The following is a 20,126-nucleotide window of genomic DNA, read 5'->3' on the forward strand; positions in this document are numbered from 1 at the left end:
CCGATGCCGCAGGTGCAGCTGTCGTGGGGGAGCTCCACCCACATCGGACAGCGCGAGGAGAACCAGGACAGGCTCCTGGCCGCTCCTCCGGTGTTCGCTGTCGCCGACGGCATGGGCGGGCACGCCGCGGGCGCGGAGGCGGCACAGAAGGCGGTCGACTGCCTGTCCGCGCTCGGCGGTCGCGAGTCCCTCGCCGTCGAGGAGCTACAGGAGGCGGTGCGCCAGGCCGACGACGGCATCCGGGCACTGGGGGAGGCCGATCCCTCCATGGTCGGTGCCGGCAGCACGGTCGCGGGCGTGGCCCTGGTCGAGGACGCCGGCGAGCTGATGTGGGCCGTCTTCCACGTCGGTGACTCGCGCGTGTACTGCTGGACGCCGCACGCATGGGGTCAGGTGACCGTCGACCACTCGTTGGTTCAGGTGCTCGTCGACAGCGGCCACGTGGCGCCGGAGAACGCGGCCACGCACCCGCAGCGCAACATCGTGACCCGCGCACTGGGCGTCGGGGCCGGGGGCGATGCGGCCGTGACGCTGTTGCCCCTCGTCGAGCGGCAGCGCTTCCTCGTCTGCTCCGACGGCCTGTCCAACGAGGTGACCGACGAGTGGCTCGGAGAGCTGCTCGGCGGGCCCCGTTCCCCCGATGTCCTAGCCCAGCAGATGGTCACCGAGGCCGCCGAGAACGGCGGTCGGGACAATATCGCTGCCGTGGTCGTCCAGGTCGACGGTCTCGTGGAGGACGTCGCCCCGTTCGCCTGAGCGGGGAGCGCACTCCTGCCCGGGCGCGCCTGGCTCCATCGCGCACTCGTCAAGGGGTAGGCGTAGCGACGTGTTCGATGCCCTCGGTGGTGGCGGGAAGTGGCTGAAGGAAGCGGCGTGAACCCGCAAGTCCGCGAAGGGATGATCGCTTCGACGGAAGGCCGGTATGGGCGTCTGGGCGTCAATCACTGGCGCGAGCTGAGCCTCCGCGCGGGAGGGCGAATTGTTCAACGGGCGACCCCCTTGTCCACGTGATCGACTGAAGCGTCGAGTGTTCCCAGGCGAGGTGCTGGAGGCGGGGCGATGCGCATCTCGGTCGTCGGCTGTGGGTACCTGGGTGCGGTGCACGCGGCCTCGCTCGTGGAGTTGGGGCACGAGGTCGTCGGCGTGGACGTGGACGCACGCAAGATCGCTGATCTTCGCGCCGGGCGGGCTCCCTTCTACGAACCGGAGTTCGCTGAGCTCCTCACCCACTCGGTCGCCTCGGGGCGGCTCACCTTCACCACGGACATCGCGGCAGCCCGAGACTGCACGGTCCACTTCATCTGCGTCGGGACGCCGCAGAAACACGGCGAGTACGCCGCGGACCTCCGTTTCGTGCAGGACGCCGCCGAGTCGCTGCTGGGGGTGCTTGAGCCGGGGGATGTCGTCGTCGGCAAGTCGACGGTCCCGGTGGGGACGGCCGCTGGGCTGGCTGCGATGGTCTCCGAGAAGGCACCTGGCGTACGACTGGCGTGGAATCCGGAATTTCTCCGAGAGGGCTTCGCCGTCCGAGACACGCTCCACCCGGACCGGCTCGTGTACGGGGTTCCGGACGCCGACGGGGGGGTGGTCGAGGAGACGCTCGACGAGGTCTACGCCCCGATCGTCGCGCGCGGCATCCCGAAGGTCGTCACGGACTACGCGACGGCGGAAATGGTGAAGACGGCAGCCAACAGCTTTCTCGCCACCAAGATCAGTTTCATCAATGCCATGGCGGAGCTGTGCGAAGCCACCGGTGCTGACGTGAAGCAGCTCGCCGACGCCATCGGCTACGACGACCGGATCGGGCGGAAGTTCCTCAATGCCGGCCTCGGATTTGGTGGCGGGTGTCTCCCGAAGGACATCCGGGCGTTCATGGCTCGGGCGGGAGAGCTCGGCGCCGACCAGGCGCTGACCTTCTTGCGCGAGGTCGACAACATCAACATGCGCCGCCGTATCCGCATGGTGGAACTCGCCCGTGAGGTCTGCGACGGCTCGCTGCTCGGCAAGCGCGTCGCCGTGCTGGGTGCGGCGTTCAAGCCCGACTCCGACGACATCCGCGACTCCCCGGCTCTCAACGTCGCGGCCCAATTGCAACTACAGGGCGCCGTCGTCCGGGTGACCGATCCTGCGGCCATCGAGAACTCCCGACGGCAGTGGCCCCAGCTGGACTACGCAGACAGCGCGGAAGAGGCGGCTGAGCGTGCGGACGCCGTCCTCGTGCTGACCGAGTGGAAGCAATACCGCGCACTCGACCCTGTTGCCTTCGGTCAGGTCGTCGCGCAGAAGCGGGTGCTGGACGGCCGAAATGCGCTCTCGCGGAAGGCCTGGACCGAGGCCGGTTGGACTTATCGAGCTCTGGGGCGCCGCGCCAGCTGATTGTCGACTGGTGGTCGACCGTGTTCAGGCGGTACTGGAGTGACTACACAACTGCTCTGTCGCGAGTCGGAGTCGGTCCGTAATGTCGACGGGGTCGGTTGAGGGTTGGAGCAATTGGTTCATTCGCAGGGTCGGTCCTTAGCCATGCCAGGGCTCGGAATCGACGTTCCGCACGGGGGTGCGTCTCTTCATGGCCGTCGCGTCCAACGAAGACTTCCATCCACCTGACGTCACGCATGCTCGCGGGTGGGGGTTCCTCGCCCCCCGCCTGCGCGGTGACGGGACGGCCGCCCGCCGGGCATGGCGTACGGCCTACGTCCGCCGACTCATGGTGGTCGATGAGATCGTCGCCGGTGTGGCGGCATGTCTCGGCTACCTTGTTCGTTTCGGCCCTTCCGACGCCTCGACTGATCACATGCCCTTTCTGCTGGCTCTACTACTCCCTGCGGTATGGGTTCTGGCCATGCTGTTCGGGCGTGCCTACGAGCAGCGGTTCCTCTGGGAGGGGCCGGAAGAGTACAGGCGGGTGTTCACGGCCTCGATGATGGTCCTCGCCGGCGTCGGCACCATCTCTTGGGCCTTCCAGCTCGACGTCGCGCGTGGCTTTGTCGTCCTCGCTCTGCCGCTGGCCGCCCTCCTTACTCTCGTCGCCCGCTATGTGCAGAGGCAGATGTTGCACCGGGAGCGCAGTCGCGGGCAGAAGATGCAGACCACGATCCTTGTCGGGCACCGCGGCGGGGTGGCCTCGCTCGACGAGCAGCTCGATCGCGAGGCCTTCCACGGCTATCGGGTGATCGGCTGCTGCCTGCCGGCGGCTCAGCAGAGTGATGCGAAAGATGCCTTCAACGGCCTGCCCGTGCTCGGCGACCTCACTGAGGTGGCCGACGTGGTCAAGGCCTACGAGGTCGACACCGTCGCCGTCCTCCCGTGCCCGGAGCTCGATGGTTCGGCGCTGCGGCGCCTCGGCTGGGAGCTCGAGGCCACCGATGCCGAGCTCCTGCTCGCGCCGGCGGTGACGGAGATCGTCGGCCCGCGGGTGCGGATCCGGCCGGTGAGCGGGCTGCCGCTGCTGCACCTGGAGCGCCCCGAGCTGAAGGGCGTCCGGCGGCTCACCAAGGAGGCCTTCGACCGCACGAGTGCCGCTCTCGGCCTGCTGTTCCTGGCTCCCGTGCTCATCGGTGTGGCACTCGCGATCGCCGGGACCAGCCGCGGTCCGGTCTTCTTCCGACAGGAGCGCGTGGGCCGCGACGGCCGCACGTTCTCGATGCTGAAGTTCCGCAGCATGGTCGTCGACGCCGACCGGATGGTCGAGAAGCTGGTGGCCGAGGCCGGCAGTGACGGCAACGGCGTGCTGTTCAAGCAGAAGGCCGACCCGCGGATCACCCGCGTCGGTCGCGTGCTGCGGCGCTACTCGATCGACGAACTGCCGCAGCTGATCAACGTGATCAAGGGCGACATGAGCTTGGTGGGCCCGCGGCCGCCGCTGCAGCGCGAGGTCGAGAAGTACGGGTTCGACATGCACCGCCGCTTCCTGGTCAAGCCCGGGCTCACCGGGCTGTGGCAGGTCAGCGGCCGCTCGGACCTCTCCTGGGACGACTCGGTGCGCATCGACGTCCGCTACGTGGAGAACTGGTCGCTGGCCTTCGACTTCATGATCCTCTGGAAGACGGTCGGGGCCGTGGTGCGTGGCAGCGGGGCGTACTGACCGGACGCACAATGTGCCGGTGTCCCGTCATCTGTCGCACGAGCCGGTCTTCACCGTGCTCGTCGTCTGCACGGGCAACATCTGCCGCTCCGCGTTGGCCGAGCGACTCGGTCGTGCCTACCTCGACGAGACCCTAGGCAGCGGGGCCTGGCAGGTCCGGCTGACGAGCGCCGGCGTCGGCGCGGTCGTCGGCTCGGCCATGCATCCCGACAGCTCGCTGGTGCTCCAGGGCTATGGCGGCGACCCATCCGGCTTCGTCGCACGCCAGATCGTCGAGGACATGGCCATCGACGCCGACCTCACCCTGACCATGACGCGGGCCCACCGGCGTCGCGTGCTCGAGCTGGCCCCGCGCGCGCTGTCCCGCACGTTCACGCTGCGCGAGGCGACGGCTCTCGTCGGGTTGGTGGGCGACGGCGCCGACCTGCCGGGAGACCTCCTCGCCGACCGGGCACGAGCCCTCGTGCGGGAGATGAGCGTCGCCCGGTCGCGCCGCGCGGTCGCACACGGCGACGACATCGCCGACCCGATCGGCCAGCCGGTGGAGGTGCACGAGGCTGTGGGCGCCGCCATCGCGGAGGCGCTCATCCCCCTGCTCGGCCGCATCGTCGAGCTCAGCCCGGCTACCGACGCGGCCTGACCGGCCTCAGCGGGGGACGTCCGGCAGCGCCTCGTCGTCGAACTCGGCCGCGTTGGCCCCCAGGGAGTCGCTGCGCAGATAGCTCCACATGCGCTCGCCCGTGACGGTGTCGAGGTAGACGACGCTCGCCGCCCCCTCCTGGCCCGTGCCCAGCACCGGCGCGGTGAACGACTGCACGTTCTCCGGGCGAAGATCGCGCAGCGAGTACGCCATCGACAGGAGGTCGGTGTTGCTCAGCGAGTCGTCGACGGCGACGTTGCCCGTGACGGCGCGCAGCGCCCCGTCGAGCCGCGAGGGGTTCGTGAACGTGTCGCTGCTGAACAGCTGGGTGAACATCGCCTTCAGGAACTGCTGCTGACGCCGCACACGGTCGAAGTCGCCGCCCTCGAGCCCGTAGCGCTGACCCAGGTACCAGCGGGCCTGGTCGCCGTCGAGGTGGTTCACCCCGGCCGGGAACGTGTACGGCCCGTTGCTGGTCTCCGACGCGACCACGACGTCCACGCCGCCCAGGTCGTCGGTCACCTGGATGATCCCCTGGAAGTCGATGGTCACGTAGTGGTCGATGCGAACGCCGGTGAGCTGCTCGACGGTCTGGATGAGCAGCGTCGGCCCACCGAACGCGTAGGCGGCGTTGATCTTGTTCCGGCCATGGCCGGGGATGTCGACCCACGAGTCGCGCGGGATGGAGACCAGCTGCGCGTGCCGCCGGTCACCGGCGAAGCGGGCGATCATGATCGCGTCGGAGCGGCCGCCCTCGGCGACCCCCTCGTCCGAGGTCTCGCGGGTGTCCGAGCCGACGAGGAGGAAGGTGACCGGGTCCTCGGCTGTCGCCTGCTCGGGCGTCGGCGCGGCGGGCCGGGAGTTCTCGTCGAGGTCGTCGAAGACGTCCGCGATCCGGTCGATGTTGCCCGCGTACCGGTCGGTCAGGAACCAGACGCCGCCGCCGATCAGCACGGCGAGCACCAGTACCAACACGCCGAGGCCTGCCAGTGCCCGGCGAACTCCGCCGGAGCCTGCCCGCGGCGCGTCGTCCCGGTGCCGGCCGGCCTCGACAGCCGCGCCGGCCGTCGCGTCGGGCTCACCCGCTCCATCGTCCGTGCTCACTGCGTCCCCCGTTCGACTGCTGTCGGTCGGAGCGTAGGAGCGTTCGCGCTGGTCAGGTAGCTGCCGGTCCCTCGGCGGAGTGAGGCCCGACGCGGCGCCGGTGCCGTGTCAGGCGAGGAGTGGAACGGCCAGCCGGCTTCGCACGCTGGTGAAGAGGACGTCGGCGAGCGGGCGCAGTGCCCGCTCGATCCGCGCCGCGACCTCCGTGTGGACGGCGGACCGCTGACCCATCGGGTCGGCGATGTCGTCGGCCGGGGAGGTCTGACGGCGGGCCCGCGCGGCGTCCAGTCGCAAGCCGAACTCGCGTGCCCGCCCGTCCATCGGCGACAGGTTCAGACCGGAGAGGTCGGCCAGGGCCGCGAGGTCGGCGGCCTCGGCCAGCGTGAACGTGCGACGCAGACCGCGGGGCGCGAGGCTCAGGACGGCCTCGCGGTGCTTGCGGGTCATCGTCAGCACGAGGTCGGCGGACTCGGCGAGCTCCGCAGTGAGGCGCTGGGAGCCGAAGCCCCCGGGATCGCCGCCCAGCGACTCCAGTGCCCGTGCACTGTGCCGGTCCATCGGGGCGCCGGCCACAGCCTGCACGCCGGCGCTGACCACCTCGACGGAGCCGAGTTCGGGGCTGCCGGCGAGGGCGCCCGATGCGCGGGCCAGCGTCAGGCGCTCGGCGACGGGGGACCGGCAGATGTTGCCCGTGCAGACGAAGAGGAGGCGCACGAGCGGACGGTAGGGCCGAGCCGGCCCCGATTCGGCCGGATCGGCAGGTCTCCTCACCCCGGCGAGGGAGAGGGAGGCGACGCCGGCTCTCACCGGTGGCCAGCGGCCGGCCGCCGCGCGGCGGTGCGTAGGTCCGCCTCGAGGGCGGAGAAGCGCGCGGCGGGACCCGCCCGCCGATCGGCGGCCGAGACGACCTTCCCGATCAGGACTCCCATCGCGGGCGCGGTGAGCAGCCAGGCCAGGCCGACGAACACGAAGAGGTACACACCTCCTTTGTAGGAGGCGAGACCTGGGGTCTTCAGCCGAAACCGTGGGCATTTCCTGCCGAAGGGCGAGTCGACATCCGGGGGTTCGACCGCTCCTCGCCCCGCTCGTCACACCGGGCTCATGATCACCACTGGCGGGACTGCTCCGTCACACACCGCAGACCGGAGTGCGCCGGCGGGGGGTGCGGGGCAGGAGGGGCGGAGGGGGTGGCCGCGGTACCGATCGCGCCTCGGTCTGCCGATGACGTCGCCGTGCAGATCTGGGTGATGGTGCTCTCGACGTGGGCAGTCCTGGCCGTGCTCTCGGGTGTTGTGCTCGGGCGGTGCATCCGGCTGGCCGACGAGCGGACCCCGCGCGCCGGGCGGCCGCTGACCACGGCCGACCTGCCCGACGACTTCCGGCCCGCCGCCACCCGCACGCCCTGAGCCCGGTCCACCCCGATGGGATGACAGGCGGTCCCGTCCGGCCCCCGGCCTGCCGATGAGTGGCTTGTGTGGTTCTGGATCGCCGTCGCGTTGATCGCCTGGGTGCTGCTCGCAGCGCTCGCCGCCGTCGTGCTCGGCCGGGGCATCCGCCTCGCCGATCAGCGCGCCATCGACACCGGCGCCGACCCCGCCCGGGTCGGGGCCATGTTCTCGGCCCGCCGGCGCATCCCGCTGCCGCCGGTCGGCATCGCCCTGGCAGGCACCGCCGTGGCCCTGGAGGCCGTCGGCTATGCCCTCCGACTCGACGGTGCCACCGGTTCGACCGCCCGCGCCCTCTCCATGGATGCCGCCTTCTCGGCGCCGCGGCTGTTCGTGGCCGCGATGTTCGCCGTCGCCGCCGTCGCCGCCCTGGCTGCCGCCGCCCGCATTCCCGGCCGGCGCGCCTGGTGGCTCGCCGTCGGCCTCGTCGCCGCTGTCATCGCCGCGGTGAAGACGGGCAGCACCGTGCACGCCGAGGCGATGCGGAGCCTGGCCGGCGCCGTCGGGAAGCCTGAGGCGGTCGCGCTGAGCGTGGCCGCCGCCGGTGTCGTCATCGCCACCCTCGCCTTCATCACCCGAGCCGAGCGGCGCGACCGCCGCCGGGTGCTCTCCTGCCTGGCCGCCTACGCCGTCGCGTCGGTGGGCCTGTCGGCGGTGTCCACCGTCGCGCCGGGGCAGCTCGCGATCACCGCGACCTTCCTCGAGGAGTCGGGCGAGGCACTCGCCGGCGTCGCGTTCCTGCTCGCGGTCCTCGTCGGCGTAGCGCCGCGGCTCGTTCTTCCGGCTTCGTGGCCGCTGCGCCGGGACGCCGACGCGCACACCCTTGAGGTCGCCGAGGGCGCGCGGTCTCCCGAGGGCAAGGGCGCTTGGGGCTGACCCCTTCGAGGTGTCGCCGCCATTCGGCTGCTTGTGACCGTGAGGTCGTGACTAATCTCCGGCCCATGACGTGGCTGGTAACCGGCGGAGCCGGTTACATCGGGGCGCACGTCGTCCGGGCGATGCGGATGGCGGGCGAGGAAGTCGTCGTCCTCGACGACCTCTCCACCGGAGACCCGGGGCGGATCGCCGGCGTCCCGTTGGTGACGGCCAACGTGAGCGATGCCGATTCGGTGACCCGGGCGCTCCACGACCACGCGGTGCAGGGCATCGTGCACCTCGCAGCGAAGAAGCAGGTCGAGGAGTCGGTCCGCCTTCCTCTCTACTACTACCGGGAGAACGTCGAGGGGCTGCGCGTCCTGCTCGAGGCCGCCACGCAGGCCGGCGTCGAGTCGTTCGTCTTCTCCTCCAGCGCGGCCGTGTACGGCGCGCCCGATGTCGACCTGGTCGACGAGGACGCTGAGCCCCGGCCGGTCAATCCCTACGGGACCACCAAGCTCGTCGGTGAGTGGATGGTCGCCGACACGGCCCGGGCCACGGGTCTGCGACATGCGAACCTGCGCTACTTCAACGTCGCCGGGGCGGCAGCCCCGGACCTCACCGACCGAGGCGTATCCAACCTGGTGCCGATGGTCTTCCAGGCGCTGGACCGTCGACAGCCGCCGAGGATCTTCGGCGACGACTACGACACCCCCGATGGCACCTGCATCCGCGACTTCGTCCACGTCGGCGACATCGCATCGGCGCACGTCGCCGCCGCACGGGCACTCGGCTCAGATGCGGTCCGTGCGTTGACGGCGAACATCGGCCGCGGCCGGGGCGTCTCGGTACGCGAGATGGTGCAGACGATCCGAAGGGTCACCGGGACCGCGGAGGAGCCGTGGTCGGCTCCGATCGTGGAGGCGCGCCGAGCCGGTGATCCGCCGCGGGTCGTGGCCTCGACCGATCGGATCAGGGAGGTGCTGGGGTGGAGGGCAGAGCACGGGGTCGAGGAGATGGTGGCCTCGTCGTGGGAAGGCTGGTCCCGCTCAGCGGCCGGCAGCTGACGCGCCTGCGCCGGTGGCTCAGTACGCACCCTCGCCCCGGATCACCGCGCGGAGCGTCTTGCCCAGGATCATGAGGTCGTACGTCAACGACCAGTTCTCCACGTACCGGATGTCCATGCGCACGGAGTCGTCCCACGAGAGGTTCGACCGGCCGCTGACCTGCCAGAGCCCCGTGAGCCCCGGCTTCACCAGGAACCGGCGCCGCATGTCCGGGCCATAGCGCGCGACCTCGGACAGCAGCGGCGGACGCGGCCCGACGAGGGACATCTGGCCGCTCAGGACGTTCACCAACTGCGGCAGCTCGTCGAGCGAGTGCTTGCGCAGGAACCGGCCGACCGACGTCACCCGCGGATCCCGACGCAACTTGAAGAGGACGCCGTTCCCATCATCGCTGACGGCCATGGTCATGCTCTCGGCGTCGGCCATCATGGTGCGGAACTTGATCATCCCGAACACCTCACCGTCCCGGCCCACGCGCTGCTGACGGAAGAGCACCGGGCCCGGACTCGTGAGCTTGACGGCGCTCGCGATGGCGAAAAGGGCAGGGAGGAGCACGAGCAGACCGAGCAGCGCGGCGCTGCGGTCGAACGTCTCCTTGAGCAGGCGTCGGACTCCGCGGAGCTCGGGCCGCTCGACGTGCAGCAGCGGCAGGCCGCAGGACGGGCGGATGCGCACGCGCGGTCCGGCGAGTTCCGTCACCGCCGGGGCGAGGAGCAGCTCCGCCCGGGTGGTCTCCAGATCCCACCCGAGCTGGCGCAGTGCGCCGCCGTCCAGTTCGGGTGTCGGCAGGACGGCGACCGTGTCGACCTCGTACAGCTCGACGACCTTGAGGACGTCCGCTAGCTCGCCGAGCACCGGAAGGCCGTCGAACGCCTCCTCACCGGTCGACGGCAGGCAGCACCCCACGACCCGATAGCCATGGTGGGTCTCCCGCCGCAACTGGTCGTGCAGGGCGACGATCCCGCGCTGGTGTCCCACGAGCAGGGTGGTCTGCAGTGCGCGGCCCAGGGCGCGCTGCCGGTGCAACAACTTCCGCTCCCCGTACCGGTGGACCAGGGTCAACACGCACGTCAGCGGCAGCGTGATGACGACGAAGCCACGGGCGACCTCGAGTCGCAGTCCCCACGAGACGGTGCCGATGGCGGCCAGGAGCATCGCGGTGGCGAAGAAGACGCGACGGAACTCCTCGGCGCCGTCCCAGAGGAAACGCTGCTCATAGCTGCGGGCCAGCGACATCGCGGTGACCCAGGTCAGAGGTATGAGGAGGGCCAGGCTCGGCATCGTGGCCGCGTTCGCGGCCGGGACCGGGCCGAGCCCCATGGTCAGGACGGCGACGACGAGCGCGCACGCGAAGTCCCCGACCACGAGTCGGCGCACGTAGGCGGTGCGCCATGCGCGGCGGGCGACCGTCCCGGCGCCGCGCACCTGCGCGGGGGAGACGAGCGGTTTTGAATGGATCTTGACCGGCCTCATGGGAGTCCCTCTGCTGAGACTGCGCGGTGGGTGAGAGGCGACTGCGGCGAGCGGCAGTCGAGGGGTGCGGCGCCCGCTCACACGGGACGCCCGAGAGCGTGATCGGGGGCGAACCCTCGGCTCAGTCGGGCAGTGAGTCCGGCTCGCCGGCGCGGTCGGTGACGCGCTCGGCGGCGCGTTCCATCCGGCGCACCGCCGCCTTCGCGGCGGCGACGGCCGGCTGCGTGACCATCACGGCAGGGAGCGGCGTGCTCGTGGTCGCCTGGCTGCCACCTGCAGAGACGCCGGCGCCACCGCTCGGCGGGCAGGGCCCCGCCGGCGCGGGCGCCGGCAGGGGAGCCGGGGTCGGGGTGGGGGTCGGGAGGAACGGACCGACGGGGGTCGCCCCCGTGCCTGGTGCCGCGGTGCCGGCCTCGCGGTCAGAGGTCGCCGAGCTGACCGGGATCTCGCCGATCGCCGCCGTCCGCGCGTTCTCGGCCGAGGCGGCGCAGGGCGCGACCTGCGGGTGGGGGACGTCCCCGAGTCGGGAGGCCTCGCCAGATCCGAGCTCGGCGACGGGCTCGGTCCCGGCGGTCGTTGGCAGCGTCACGTCGCTCGCCGCCGTCGTGGCCGGCAGCGGCTCCACGGTCTCCTCGACCACCGACTCGGTGGCGGTCGCCCGTGGAGCCGGCTCGGCTGCCTCTCGCGGTGTCGGCTGAGGTGTGGGCTCGTCCTGCGAAGGTAGGGCCAGCGGAGGCAGGAGCTGGAGTGCCGCGGTGACCGCCGGTTGCGGGGTCGGCTGGAGCGGAGCCGCGGGGGCCGGCTGAGGTGCCGGCTCGGCTTCCGCTCGCGGTAGCGGCTGGGATGCGGGCTCGGGCTGCGGCAGGAAGGCCGGAAGGGCCAGGGGCAGGAGTTCGAGTGCCGCGGGGTGGGGCGGGTGCGGGGCCGGCTCGACGGGAGCCGCTGGAGCTGGTTGCGGGGTCGGCTGGAGCGGAGCAGCGGGGGCCGGCTGAGGTGCTGGCTCGGCTTCCACTCGCGGTAGCGGCTGGGATGCGGGCTCGGGCTGCGGCAGGAAGGCCGGAAGGGCCAGGGGCAGGAGTTCGAGTGCCGGGGGGTGGGGCGGCTGCGGGGCCGGCTCGACGGGAGCCGCTGGAGCTGGTTGCGGAGTGGCGGCGGGCGGAGCCGGCGGGGTTGGTTCGGGCAGGAGCAGGAGCGCCGCGGGGGCCGCCGGTCGTGGGGCCGGCTCGGGCGGAACCCCAGGAGCCGGCTGCGGGCCAGGATCCGCCACCACAGCGGGGGTCGGCGGGGCGGGGCGGTCAGCGGGAACGGGGGGTGCCGGGGAGGTGGGTTCGGCAGCAAGATCCAGCACCGCGGGCACGGGCGGGTGCTCGGCCGGCACGGGTAGAGCCGCTGGGACTGGTTGCGGGGTGGGAGCAGCCGGCGGAGTGGGGGCGGGGGGGACCTCGGGTGCCGCGGGAACCGCCGGCCGCGGGGCTGGGGTCGCTGGAGTGGCTGGGGCCGGCTGCCCAAGATCCGCCACCACGGGAGGCGTCGGCAGGGGTGGGCGGTCAGCGGGGGCCGGGAACCCGGGAGCATCCGGCGGCGGATCGGGAGTCTGCGGGGGGATCGCTCCCGACGACGGCGCCTCGGGCCCCGGTGAGGGCTGGCCCACGGTGGGCGACGCCGCTGGGACGACAGGCGCCTCGGACGTCGTCCGCGGCGGCGTCGGGTCCGGTACCAGGGTCTCCGCTGCTCCCGGCATTCCGCTCGCGGACGGCTCGCCCGACGAGGGCTCGGCGGGCTGCGGGGGGAGGGCGACAGATGCGTCGTCCGTGACCGGCGGCAGTCCGAGAGCCGTGCTGTCCACCCCCGCGGCACCTGTCGAGCTCACGTCCATCGCGGATGTCGGGCCGTCCACGTCCGCGCGAGCCCGATCCATGACGTCGGCGAGCAGCAACCACCCCACGACTGCGAGGAGGAGCGTGAGCAGCACGCGTCGAACGAGGGTGCCGACGAGGACGGGGAGGCGGCTCGCGGGGATGGCGCGCACCCCCTCTCGACTGCCGCACTCCACCGATGGAGTGCCGTGGGAGGCCCGACCTTCACACGTGATGACTCAGCGTCAACTGCTTCCCGGCGCGCGGCCTGGACATATACGGCGCCAGTCCGGCGGGGGCTCACTCTGAGTGAGGTCGGGCGCCGAAGTCTGTGAAAACGCCAGCACCTCGACCCGAAGGCCGGCGTGCATCGGGCGAGGGCCGCGTGGCCACCACAGGGCGGCTCGGCCAGGCGCGATATCACCGTCGGACCGATCTGATGCGGTCGCTCTCGTCTCGAAACGCGTGCGATCGACCCCATCCTCCCCACTCGTCACAGCAGCCCCGTCAGACCCCCCCATTGCTCACGGCCGGTGTGCACCGTGGTTCGCTGAGTGACGAAAGCCGGCCACCTCGCGAGGGGCCATCACCCGAGGCCCTGCCCGAACGACGGGGCCGTCGACCACTTGTACCTGACCGTGGAGTCGGGGTGCGTGTCAGGACCGCGCCGACCACCTGCTGGGCGTCATCCCGCCCCAGAACCCGAGGAACACGATGACTTCCCATGCCGCTCCCAGGAATCGGCGGCCCCGCACGCGGGCCCGACGACTCCTCCAGATCCTCGCGATCGTGACCGCAGCGCTGTTGGTCCCGATCGCGGCGGTGGCTGCGACGTCCTCCGCCCGCAGCGGCTCGTCCTCGAGCGGGACGAACCTGTCGCCCAACCCCGTCCTGGCGTCCGACCTGCGCGGGTTCTCCATCCAGGAGGGAGCCGGCGACCTCCGTCGCGTCGCTGTCACCGACCACGTCGCGGCCTCCTGGGCCGCCCGGGTCACCTCGTCCGGACCGACCACGCGGGTCCGGGAACCGAACGTGGGTGTCCGCCCCGGTGAGACCTGGACCTTCGCCTCCGACGTCCGGGCCAGGGCCGGGGCGAGGGCCCAGATCACCGTGTCGTGGTTCGGCCGTGACGGGGCCTTCCTGTCGTGGACGGGCGGGACTGCTCGAGCGGTGAACGACTCGGCCTGGACCCGGGTCCAGGCCACGCTCCCCGTCCCCACCGGCGCGGTGACCGCACAGACGGTCGTGAACGTCCTGGGCACGGCGAGGTCCGCGACGGTCCGGGTGACCCAGCACGACGTGCGGGCTCCTGCGGCGGTCTCCACCTCGAGCCCCCCGCCCGCCGCAGGGACGACGACCCCCTCGACGAGCACCACCACGCAGACCTCGACCCCGCCGTCCTCCACCGCTCCGACGTCCCGGCCCGCGCCGTCTTCATCGGCGACGCAGAGCGCCGGCACGTCGACGTCCACCCCGCCGTCCAGCTCGACGTCCACGCCGCCGTCCACCTCGACGTCCACCTCGAGACCGCCCGCGACGTCCACCCCGCCGCCCGCGACGTCCACCCCGCCGCCCGCGGCGGGAACGGTGACGAACCTGCCCGCGCAAGCCGGCGGAGTCTTCTACGGGGGTGGCTCGGGTGCCACGGCCTACGCGCACCCGGGAGGGCTCGTGGTGGCGGGCCGGGACAACTACCAGGACCCGGCGTTCGAGCAGGTCTCGGCCGGCGGCGGCAGTGTGCTGATCTACCTCGACGCGCTGATCGACAACGACTATGGCCGCTACCACGACATGTTGATCAACGCGTCGGCCTGTGGTCCTGCGACGTCGCGTTGGCCGGGCAACTACCAGGCCAACGAGTGGGGGTTCCTCAACGACTTCCGCGTCGGATCGGTGTTGCAGAGCAAGTTCCGGTGCGTGCTCGAGGCGATGGTCGCGGAGAACCCGCACATGGCCGGCTTCTTCGCCGATGACCTCGGCTCACGGTCGTGGTACCCGGGCGTGAACTGGTCGACCTTCCCGGACAGGGCCGCGTACCGCGCCGGCGCGATCGCACTGACCCAGACGCTGCGATCGGTGGCCGACGCGCACGGTCTGGTCGTCCTCGTGAACGGCACCTGGTCGGCGAACGACGGCGGCGGGTACCCCGACGCCGCGCAGTCGGGCAACGCCCTGGCCGACGGCGGCTTCGTCGAGCACCACGACGGCCAGATCGGGTACTTCGGCCCGTACGGCTGCTCGTCCCAGTGGGCCGCACAGTCCCCGATCACGCGTGGCCGGGCGATCAACTTCGCGGTCACCAACACCTCCGCCGGCCGGACGGAGTACGTGAACTCGGGCTGCTACGCCTACGTCAACCAGCAGTCCGACTACAGCGGAGTGGCTCCCTGGGGCAGCTTCCATCCCACCGGACTGCCCTCCCGGGTCGCCTCCTGACGACCCCGGGTGCCGCGCTGCTGCCGCCGGACCACACGTCCGGCGGCAGCAGCGCGTTCTCGGTCGCTCGTACCGGCCCACCGCTCCGTACGATCGAGGCACAGCCGTGCATCCATGGCGTCGTGCACGCGGCAGGTCGGGACGCACTGGTCCCGCTGCCGTGGCGGCCGAGCAGGAGGAGCGACCATGGTCGCCGACCGAGGGCGCCGACCCGGCTTCGCGCTGCAGCTCGGCCGGGCGACGTGCGCGGCGGTGTGCGCTGCGGTGCTGGCCCTGACCGCCTGCGGGAGCGGCCCGGCCTCCGGCGGGCCGCCTCCGACGTCCGCCCTGACGATGGTCCGGAACTCGCCCGCGCAGCCGGCCGCACTCTTCTACGAATCTGCGCCGGGTGCGACCGCGTACGCGCACCCCGGGGGCCTCGTGGTGGCCGGCCGCGACAACTACCGGGCACGCGAGTTCAGGGACGTCTCATCCGCGGGCGGCAGCGTGCTCATCTACCTCGACGCGGTCATCGACGACGCGCACGGCCGCTACCACGACATGTTGATCAACGCGTCTGCCTGTGGTCCTGCCACGTCACGCTGGCCGGGGGACTACCGGGCCAACTCGAACGGGTTCCTCAACGACTTCCGGGTCGGATCGGTGCTGCAGAGCAAGTTCCGGTGCGTGCTGGAGGCGATGGTGGCGGAGAACCCGCACATGGCCGGCTTTTTCGCCGATGACCTGGGGTCGCGGTCGTGGTACCCGGGCTTCGACTGGCAGACCTTCCCGGACAAGGCGGACTACCGGGCCGGTGCCATCGCACTGAGTCAGACGCTCCGCTCGGTGGCCGACGCCCACGGTCTGGTCTTCCTGGTCAACGGCACCTGGTCGGCGAACGACGGTGGCGGTTACCCCGACGTCGCGCAGTCGGGCAACGCGCTCGCCGACGGTGGATTCGTCGAGCACCATGACGGCGAGATCGACTACTTCGGGCCTTACGGTTGCTCGCCGCAATGGGCCGCGGAGTCCCCGGTCACCCGTGGCCGGGCGATCAACTTCGCGGTGACCGACACGGCGGCGGGGCTGAGTGAGTACGTCGACTCCGGCTGCTACGCCTACGTCAACCAGCAGTCCGACTACGACGGCGCCGCGCCGTGGGGGGAGTTCCACCCCGCCGGACTGCCATCCCGCGTCGCTTCCTGACTCCGCCGTCCGGCCATGTACACGGCTGGGAACAGCAGCCGAGCGACACGCAACTGGACCATCCCGTCGATCAGGCGCCGTCTCGAGGAGTAGAGCGCCGAGTAGTAGGCGTGAGCGACATCGGTGACGGGTCCGATCGTCGCGCAGAGCCGCATGAGCTCCCCAGCGGTGAACCCGGCATGCGCCCCGGCCTCGTTCGACCAGCGACCGGCTGCCCGGGCGCGCAGATCGGCGACGTTCCACCGGATCCGATCACGGACCGGCGCGTCACTGTTGATGTAGCCGACGAGTCGTGACTTGTTCGGCGTGCCGATGACGAACGCCCCGCCCGGAGCGAGCACCCGGTGGATCTCGCGCACCGCCTGGCGCGGATCGCTGATGTGCTCGAGCGCGTGGAACGAGTAGACCAGGTCGAACGACCCGTCGGCGAAGTCGAGGTGCTGCGCGTCCATCACCTGCAGACGCGCGGGGGCGGAGTCGGCCTCGACGAAGTCGTCCTCGATGTCCACGCCGATCGTCTCCGCACCGAAGTGCCGGGCGAGCACGCCGGCCTCTCTGCCGTCGCCGCAGCCGACCACCAGCGCGCGGGACGGATGGCCGAGCCGCTCGATGATGCTGATGACGGCGGCCGTCTTGGCGTCGGTCCTGCTCATGTCGTTCGCCACGGCGCCAGCTTGCAGGACAGGGCCCGCGCAGAGAGCCTCCAGCTGCGTGCCCGGCATCGGCGTGACGACGAAGGCCCTCAGCGAGTCGATCACAACCTATCGTGACGGCGGCTGTCGCCCTCCGCTCCGGCGCAGGACGGCCAGCGGTCGGCCATCGGCGGATCTGGCGGCTCAACCGGCGAGGGAGTTGCGTAGTGAGATCACATGCAGCGGGCGGCGCGCCGGGCAGGCACGGGACCGGTGGGGTGGGGAACTCCGACGTGTTCATGACAGGTGTCCGCCGCTACTGGCTCGTGGTGCTCGCTGTCACCGGGATCGCCGTGCTCGGCGCTGTCTTCGCCACGAAGACGACCGACACCACCTACGTCGGCCGAACCTCCCTGATCGTCTCCTCCAACGACAGGTCGCCCGACCAGGACGCCGTGCTCGTCCAGGGCTACGTCGCGTACTTCAACGACATCGCCTACCAGCGGGAGCTGGCCGGCCGGGCGGGCGTGCCCGACGGCACCGAACTCGAGGCCGAGGCTGCTGCAGCGAGCCCCATCATGATCATCAGCGCCTCCGCGTCGGACCGCGCAACGGCACAGAGTTACGCCATCGAGGTGGCCGACGGGTTCCGTGAGGACATCAACGGGGTCCGCGCCGACAGCCGGGCCGAGCAACTGGCCAGCTTGCAGACGCAGCTCGACGCGGCGCTGCGCAGCTCCGGCGCGAACGCCGCGGCCGTCGTGTCCGACCTGCAGATCCGGATCGATCAGATCCAGTCCGACCGGGTGAACGTCCTGCAAGAACTCCAGACCGAGGGCGGAGTGTCGGTCGAGGAGCCCTCGTTGCTCCGTAACGTCCTCCCCGCCGGCGCCGGGGGGCTGCTCCTCGGGCTGCTCGGGGCCTTCGCTCTGGTCAAGTTGTCGCGGCGCCTTCCCACCGGAGGGGACGTGGCCGAGAAGGTCGGGCAGCCCACACTGGTGGAGGTCCCGTCATCTCGCGGCAGGTCGGGCGGAGTCCGTCAGGAGCGCCGGTTGGGCCAGCTGGCCAACATCGTCAGGGGTCGACTCCCCGGTCCCAGTGTCGTGGCCGTCGCCCAACCCGACGCCGGTGTGGCGTCGTCCTTCGTCGCGCTGAAGATGGCCCGCGAGTGGGCGCGGCAGGGCCATCCCACCGTTCTCGTCAGTGCGGACGCAGGAGGGGTCCTCGACGGCGCGGAGGCGGTCGCACCGCAGGTCCGGCCGGGCGCCCTCCCCGGGCTCTCGTTGATCCGGCTCACGCCGGGACCGGCCGACGACACGCCGATCCTGTCGGTCAGCAAGCTGAACGAGCTGTTCCGGCACGAGACGCTCGCCGGACAGTACGTCGTCATCGACGTGCCCGCGGTGGTCGAGTCGGCCGCTGGTCAGGCTCTCTGCCAGGCGGCCGACCAGACCGTCCTCGTGGTCGACAGCAGGGTGACCCGGGTCGCCACAGCCCGTGAGGCGGTCGCCGTCCTGCGGGAGATGTCGGCTGTCCTCATGGGGGCCGTCGTCGCGACGGTGGGCAGAGCCGAGCGCGCGGAGGTCGCGGCGGCGCGGGAGCGGCCGGCCGACCCGCCGGAGGACCTGGCGACTGCCGACGAGCCACCCGGCGATGCCTCCGATCGTGTGGACGGCGCGGAGAGTCCCGAACGCCTGCCGGTCGAGACGACGCCGTCGGCGAGCCGGGGCCCGGGCACTCCCGCGGAGCCGCGATGACCCAGGCTCCTGCCCGGCAGGAGTCGTCAACGGTGCCGGCGCCCGCGCGGGTGTCCGCGCCACGGCTGTGGCTGCGAGGCGGATGGTCCGAGGCGACAGCCGTGTGCGCCGTGCTCGGGGGAGCAGTTGCCGTCGTCCTCGCACTGCTCGTCGTCGCGCCCGGCCAGCTGGGCCTGCTGGTCCTGATGGGCGCGGCGGGGATCCTGGCCGCCGTCCTCGGGCTGCGCAGCCCCGTGCTGGCCTGCGTGTTCCTCCTCGTCACCACGTTCTTCCGGATCGCGATACCCCCGGGCACCCTGCCGGTCGACCCGTTCCTCCTCGCCTTCGCGGGAGTGCTCGCGTCGACCTGGCTGTGTACCTCCCCCTGGCGACGCCGACCGGGCGCGGTGCGGCCCGACCCGGTCGCGTGCGCCGTGACCGTGTACGTCGCCTGGAACCTGGTGTCCGCAGTGGTTCCGCATGCCTATGCGGCGGGACCACTCGGCGGAACGGAGGACTACTCGCTGCTGCGCTTCCTGATCATCGGCATCGTCATGCCCCTCGTCATGTTCCTGGTGGCGCGCCGGGTCTTCGTCGATCCGCGGGCCATACGCGTCCTGCTGTGGAGCCTGATGGCGGCGGCCGGCTACTCGGCCCTGGTGAGCATCCTGCAGTTCTCGGCACCGCAACTGGTGTGGCCTCGCTACATCGTGGAGTCACCCAACTGGGCCGATCGAGCGGTGGGCGTCTTCAACCAGCCCGTGGTGAACGGCCTGGTGCTCGTCGTCGGGTTCCTGGTGGCGGTGCTCATCGCCTCCTCGGGCGCGGAGCGGCCCTCGATCCGAGCGCTCGCCGGGGTGATGGCCGTGGCGTTCGTCTACGCCGTGTACCTGACGCACACCCGGGTGGTGTGGCTCTCCTTCGGTCTGGTCATCGTCCTGGCCATCGCGCTGGCCAAGGGCTTCCGCACCGGATTCGTCGTCATCGGCGCGGCCATCGTGACGGTGGTGGTGTCGAACTGGTCCACGTTCACCAGTGAGGACCGCAGCGCCGGTGGCGTGGGTTCCCCGGGGGAGATCCAGGATCGGTTGAACACCATGGCGACGTCGTTGTGGGCCTTCCGGCAGGAGCCGATCGAAGGGTGGGGCATCGGCCGCTTCGTCGCCGTCAACACCTTCCACCACGAGGCGTGGTCGCCGGAGACGCCGTGGGTGCGGGGCTTCGGCATCTCCTCGCACCTGGACAGCCTCGGCGTCCTCGTGGAGCTCGGCATCGTCGGGCTGGGGCTCTGGCTGGTGGTCACGGTGCTGCTGTACAGCCGGGTCATCCAGGCGACCCGCCGGCTCCCGGCCGACGGGATGCTCGGTCGCGCCCTCGGAGTGACCGCTCTGCTGTGCCTGTTCGCCCAGTCGGTCACCGGGCTGACCGTGGACCTCCGGTTCTTCGACTTCCCGAACATCATCGTGATGCTGCTCGCCGGCGCGGCGGTGGGGTGGCAGCAGGCCCAGTCGCGGGCGGCGCCTGCGCTGCACGTGGCTGACGACGGCCGCCCTCCGCGCGTGCCGGGATCTGCGGTTCCGGAGTGGGCTCGGTCATGAGCCCTCGACGCGTGCTCT

18 protein-coding genes are annotated in these 20,126 nt (G+C 71.5%); 11 read left to right on the forward strand and 7 right to left on the reverse strand.

The window, feature by feature from the left end; translation table 11 throughout:
• The first annotated feature begins 3 nt into the window (after positions 1–3).
• From N555_RS0104510 to N555_RS0104525, 4 genes are all read left to right on the forward strand, one after another.
• Positions 4–756 (forward strand): PP2C family protein-serine/threonine phosphatase, encoded by a 753-nt coding sequence (locus N555_RS0104510; RefSeq protein ID WP_051683732.1) that lies wholly within the window; start codon positions 4–6, stop codon positions 754–756.
• A 303-nt stretch (positions 757–1,059) separates the two neighbouring features.
• Positions 1,060–2,376 (forward strand): UDP-glucose dehydrogenase family protein, encoded by a 1,317-nt coding sequence (locus tag N555_RS0104515; RefSeq protein WP_029430310.1) that lies wholly within the window; start codon positions 1,060–1,062, stop codon positions 2,374–2,376.
• A 190-nt stretch (positions 2,377–2,566) separates the two neighbouring features.
• On the forward strand, positions 2,567–4,081 hold the full coding sequence (locus N555_RS0104520) for a sugar transferase (protein WP_029430311.1): 1,515 nt from the start codon (positions 2,567–2,569) through the stop codon (positions 4,079–4,081).
• Between the two features lie 19 nt (positions 4,082–4,100).
• Entirely contained in the window at positions 4,101–4,721 is a 621-nt protein-coding gene (locus N555_RS0104525; protein WP_034508843.1) for an arsenate reductase/protein-tyrosine-phosphatase family protein, read from the forward strand.
• A 6-nt stretch (positions 4,722–4,727) separates the two neighbouring features.
• Here the strand turns inward: N555_RS0104525 and N555_RS0104530 are convergent, their stop codons facing one another.
• From N555_RS0104530 to N555_RS27790, 3 genes are all read right to left on the reverse strand, one after another.
• Positions 4,728–5,825: an LCP family protein gene (locus N555_RS0104530; protein ID WP_081865983.1), complete on the reverse strand. Its 1,098-nt coding sequence runs from the start codon at positions 5,823–5,825 to the stop codon at positions 4,728–4,730.
• 108 nt (positions 5,826–5,933) lie between these two features.
• Complete coding sequence (locus N555_RS0104535) at positions 5,934–6,539, reverse strand: arsenate reductase/protein-tyrosine-phosphatase family protein (protein ID WP_051683735.1); 606 nt, start codon at positions 6,537–6,539, stop codon at positions 5,934–5,936.
• A gap of 89 nt (positions 6,540–6,628) precedes the next feature.
• Complete coding sequence (locus tag N555_RS27790; protein ID WP_156036173.1) at positions 6,629–6,805, reverse strand: hypothetical protein; 177 nt, start codon at positions 6,803–6,805, stop codon at positions 6,629–6,631.
• Positions 6,806–7,057: 252 nt separating this feature from the next.
• On the opposite strand from N555_RS27790, the gene N555_RS27795 reads away from it, so the two are divergent.
• From N555_RS27795 to galE, 3 genes are all read left to right on the forward strand, one after another.
• Positions 7,058–7,231, forward strand: coding sequence for a hypothetical protein (locus N555_RS27795; RefSeq protein ID WP_156036175.1), 174 nt, complete (start codon positions 7,058–7,060; stop codon positions 7,229–7,231).
• Positions 7,232–7,297: 66 nt separating this feature from the next.
• On the forward strand, positions 7,298–8,146 hold the full coding sequence (locus N555_RS0104550; RefSeq protein ID WP_051683736.1) for a hypothetical protein: 849 nt from the start codon (positions 7,298–7,300) through the stop codon (positions 8,144–8,146).
• Between the two features lie 65 nt (positions 8,147–8,211).
• Positions 8,212–9,192 carry a UDP-glucose 4-epimerase GalE gene (gene galE / locus N555_RS0104555; RefSeq protein WP_029430316.1) on the forward strand — a complete coding sequence of 327 codons (981 nt, stop codon included), beginning with the start codon at positions 8,212–8,214 and terminating at the stop codon, positions 9,190–9,192.
• An 18-nt stretch (positions 9,193–9,210) separates the two neighbouring features.
• On the opposite strand, the gene N555_RS0104560 is transcribed toward galE, so the two are convergent.
• From N555_RS0104560 to N555_RS0104570, 3 genes are all read right to left on the reverse strand, one after another.
• Positions 9,211–10,665: a sugar transferase gene (locus tag N555_RS0104560; RefSeq protein WP_029430317.1), complete on the reverse strand. Its 1,455-nt coding sequence runs from the start codon at positions 10,663–10,665 to the stop codon at positions 9,211–9,213.
• Between the two features lie 121 nt (positions 10,666–10,786).
• Entirely contained in the window at positions 10,787–11,290 is a 504-nt protein-coding gene (locus N555_RS0104565) for a hypothetical protein (RefSeq protein ID WP_156036177.1), read from the reverse strand.
• 1,887 nt (positions 11,291–13,177) lie between these two features.
• Positions 13,178–14,086 carry a hypothetical protein gene (locus N555_RS0104570; protein ID WP_029430319.1) on the reverse strand — a complete coding sequence of 303 codons (909 nt, stop codon included), beginning with the start codon at positions 14,084–14,086 and terminating at the stop codon, positions 13,178–13,180.
• A gap of 22 nt (positions 14,087–14,108) precedes the next feature.
• Between N555_RS0104570 and N555_RS0104575 the strand changes: the two genes are divergently transcribed.
• Positions 14,109–14,957, forward strand: a complete 849-nt coding sequence (locus tag N555_RS0104575; RefSeq protein ID WP_156036179.1) for a hypothetical protein — start codon at positions 14,109–14,111, stop codon at positions 14,955–14,957.
• A 186-nt stretch (positions 14,958–15,143) separates the two neighbouring features.
• Positions 15,144–16,142, forward strand: a complete 999-nt coding sequence (locus N555_RS0104580) for a hypothetical protein (RefSeq protein ID WP_029430321.1) — start codon at positions 15,144–15,146, stop codon at positions 16,140–16,142.
• Here the strand turns inward: N555_RS0104580 and N555_RS26600 are convergent.
• A complete protein-coding gene (locus tag N555_RS26600) occupies positions 16,076–16,900 on the reverse strand; it encodes a class I SAM-dependent methyltransferase (protein ID WP_051683738.1) in 825 nt (274 codons plus the stop codon). The genes N555_RS0104580 and N555_RS26600 overlap by 67 nt on opposite strands.
• Before the next feature lie 167 nt (positions 16,901–17,067).
• On the opposite strand from N555_RS26600, the gene N555_RS0104590 reads away from it, so the two are divergent.
• Positions 17,068–18,531, forward strand: coding sequence for a P-loop NTPase family protein (locus tag N555_RS0104590; RefSeq protein ID WP_156036181.1), 1,464 nt, complete (start codon positions 17,068–17,070; stop codon positions 18,529–18,531).
• Positions 18,532–18,632: 101 nt separating this feature from the next.
• The gene (locus tag N555_RS0104595; RefSeq protein ID WP_051683739.1) at positions 18,633–20,108 is read left to right on the forward strand and encodes an O-antigen ligase family protein; all 1,476 of its coding nucleotides are present in this window, start codon (positions 18,633–18,635) and stop codon (positions 20,106–20,108) included.
• Positions 20,109–20,126: the final 18 nt, after the last annotated feature.

Source organism: Blastococcus sp. URHD0036 (genome assembly GCF_000701365.1).
In the GTDB taxonomy this organism is placed as follows: domain Bacteria; phylum Actinomycetota; class Actinomycetes; order Mycobacteriales; family Geodermatophilaceae; genus Trujillonella.

Excerpts from the sequence above, each read along its gene's own strand:
- N555_RS0104510 (WP_051683732.1), top strand. The coding sequence starts at position 4 with ATGCCGCAGGTGCAGCTGTCGTGGGGGAGCTCCACCCACATCGGACAG.
- N555_RS0104515 (WP_029430310.1), top strand. The coding sequence starts at position 1,060 with ATGCGCATCTCGGTCGTCGGCTGTGGGTACCTGGGTGCGGTGCACGCG.
- N555_RS0104520 (WP_029430311.1), top strand. The coding sequence starts at position 2,567 with ATGGCCGTCGCGTCCAACGAAGACTTCCATCCACCTGACGTCACGCAT.
- galE (WP_029430316.1), top strand. The coding sequence starts at position 8,212 with ATGACGTGGCTGGTAACCGGCGGAGCCGGTTACATCGGGGCGCACGTC.
- N555_RS0104560 (WP_029430317.1), bottom strand. The coding sequence starts at position 10,665 with ATGAGGCCGGTCAAGATCCATTCAAAACCGCTCGTCTCCCCCGCGCAG.
- N555_RS0104580 (WP_029430321.1), top strand. The coding sequence starts at position 15,144 with ATGGTCGCCGACCGAGGGCGCCGACCCGGCTTCGCGCTGCAGCTCGGC.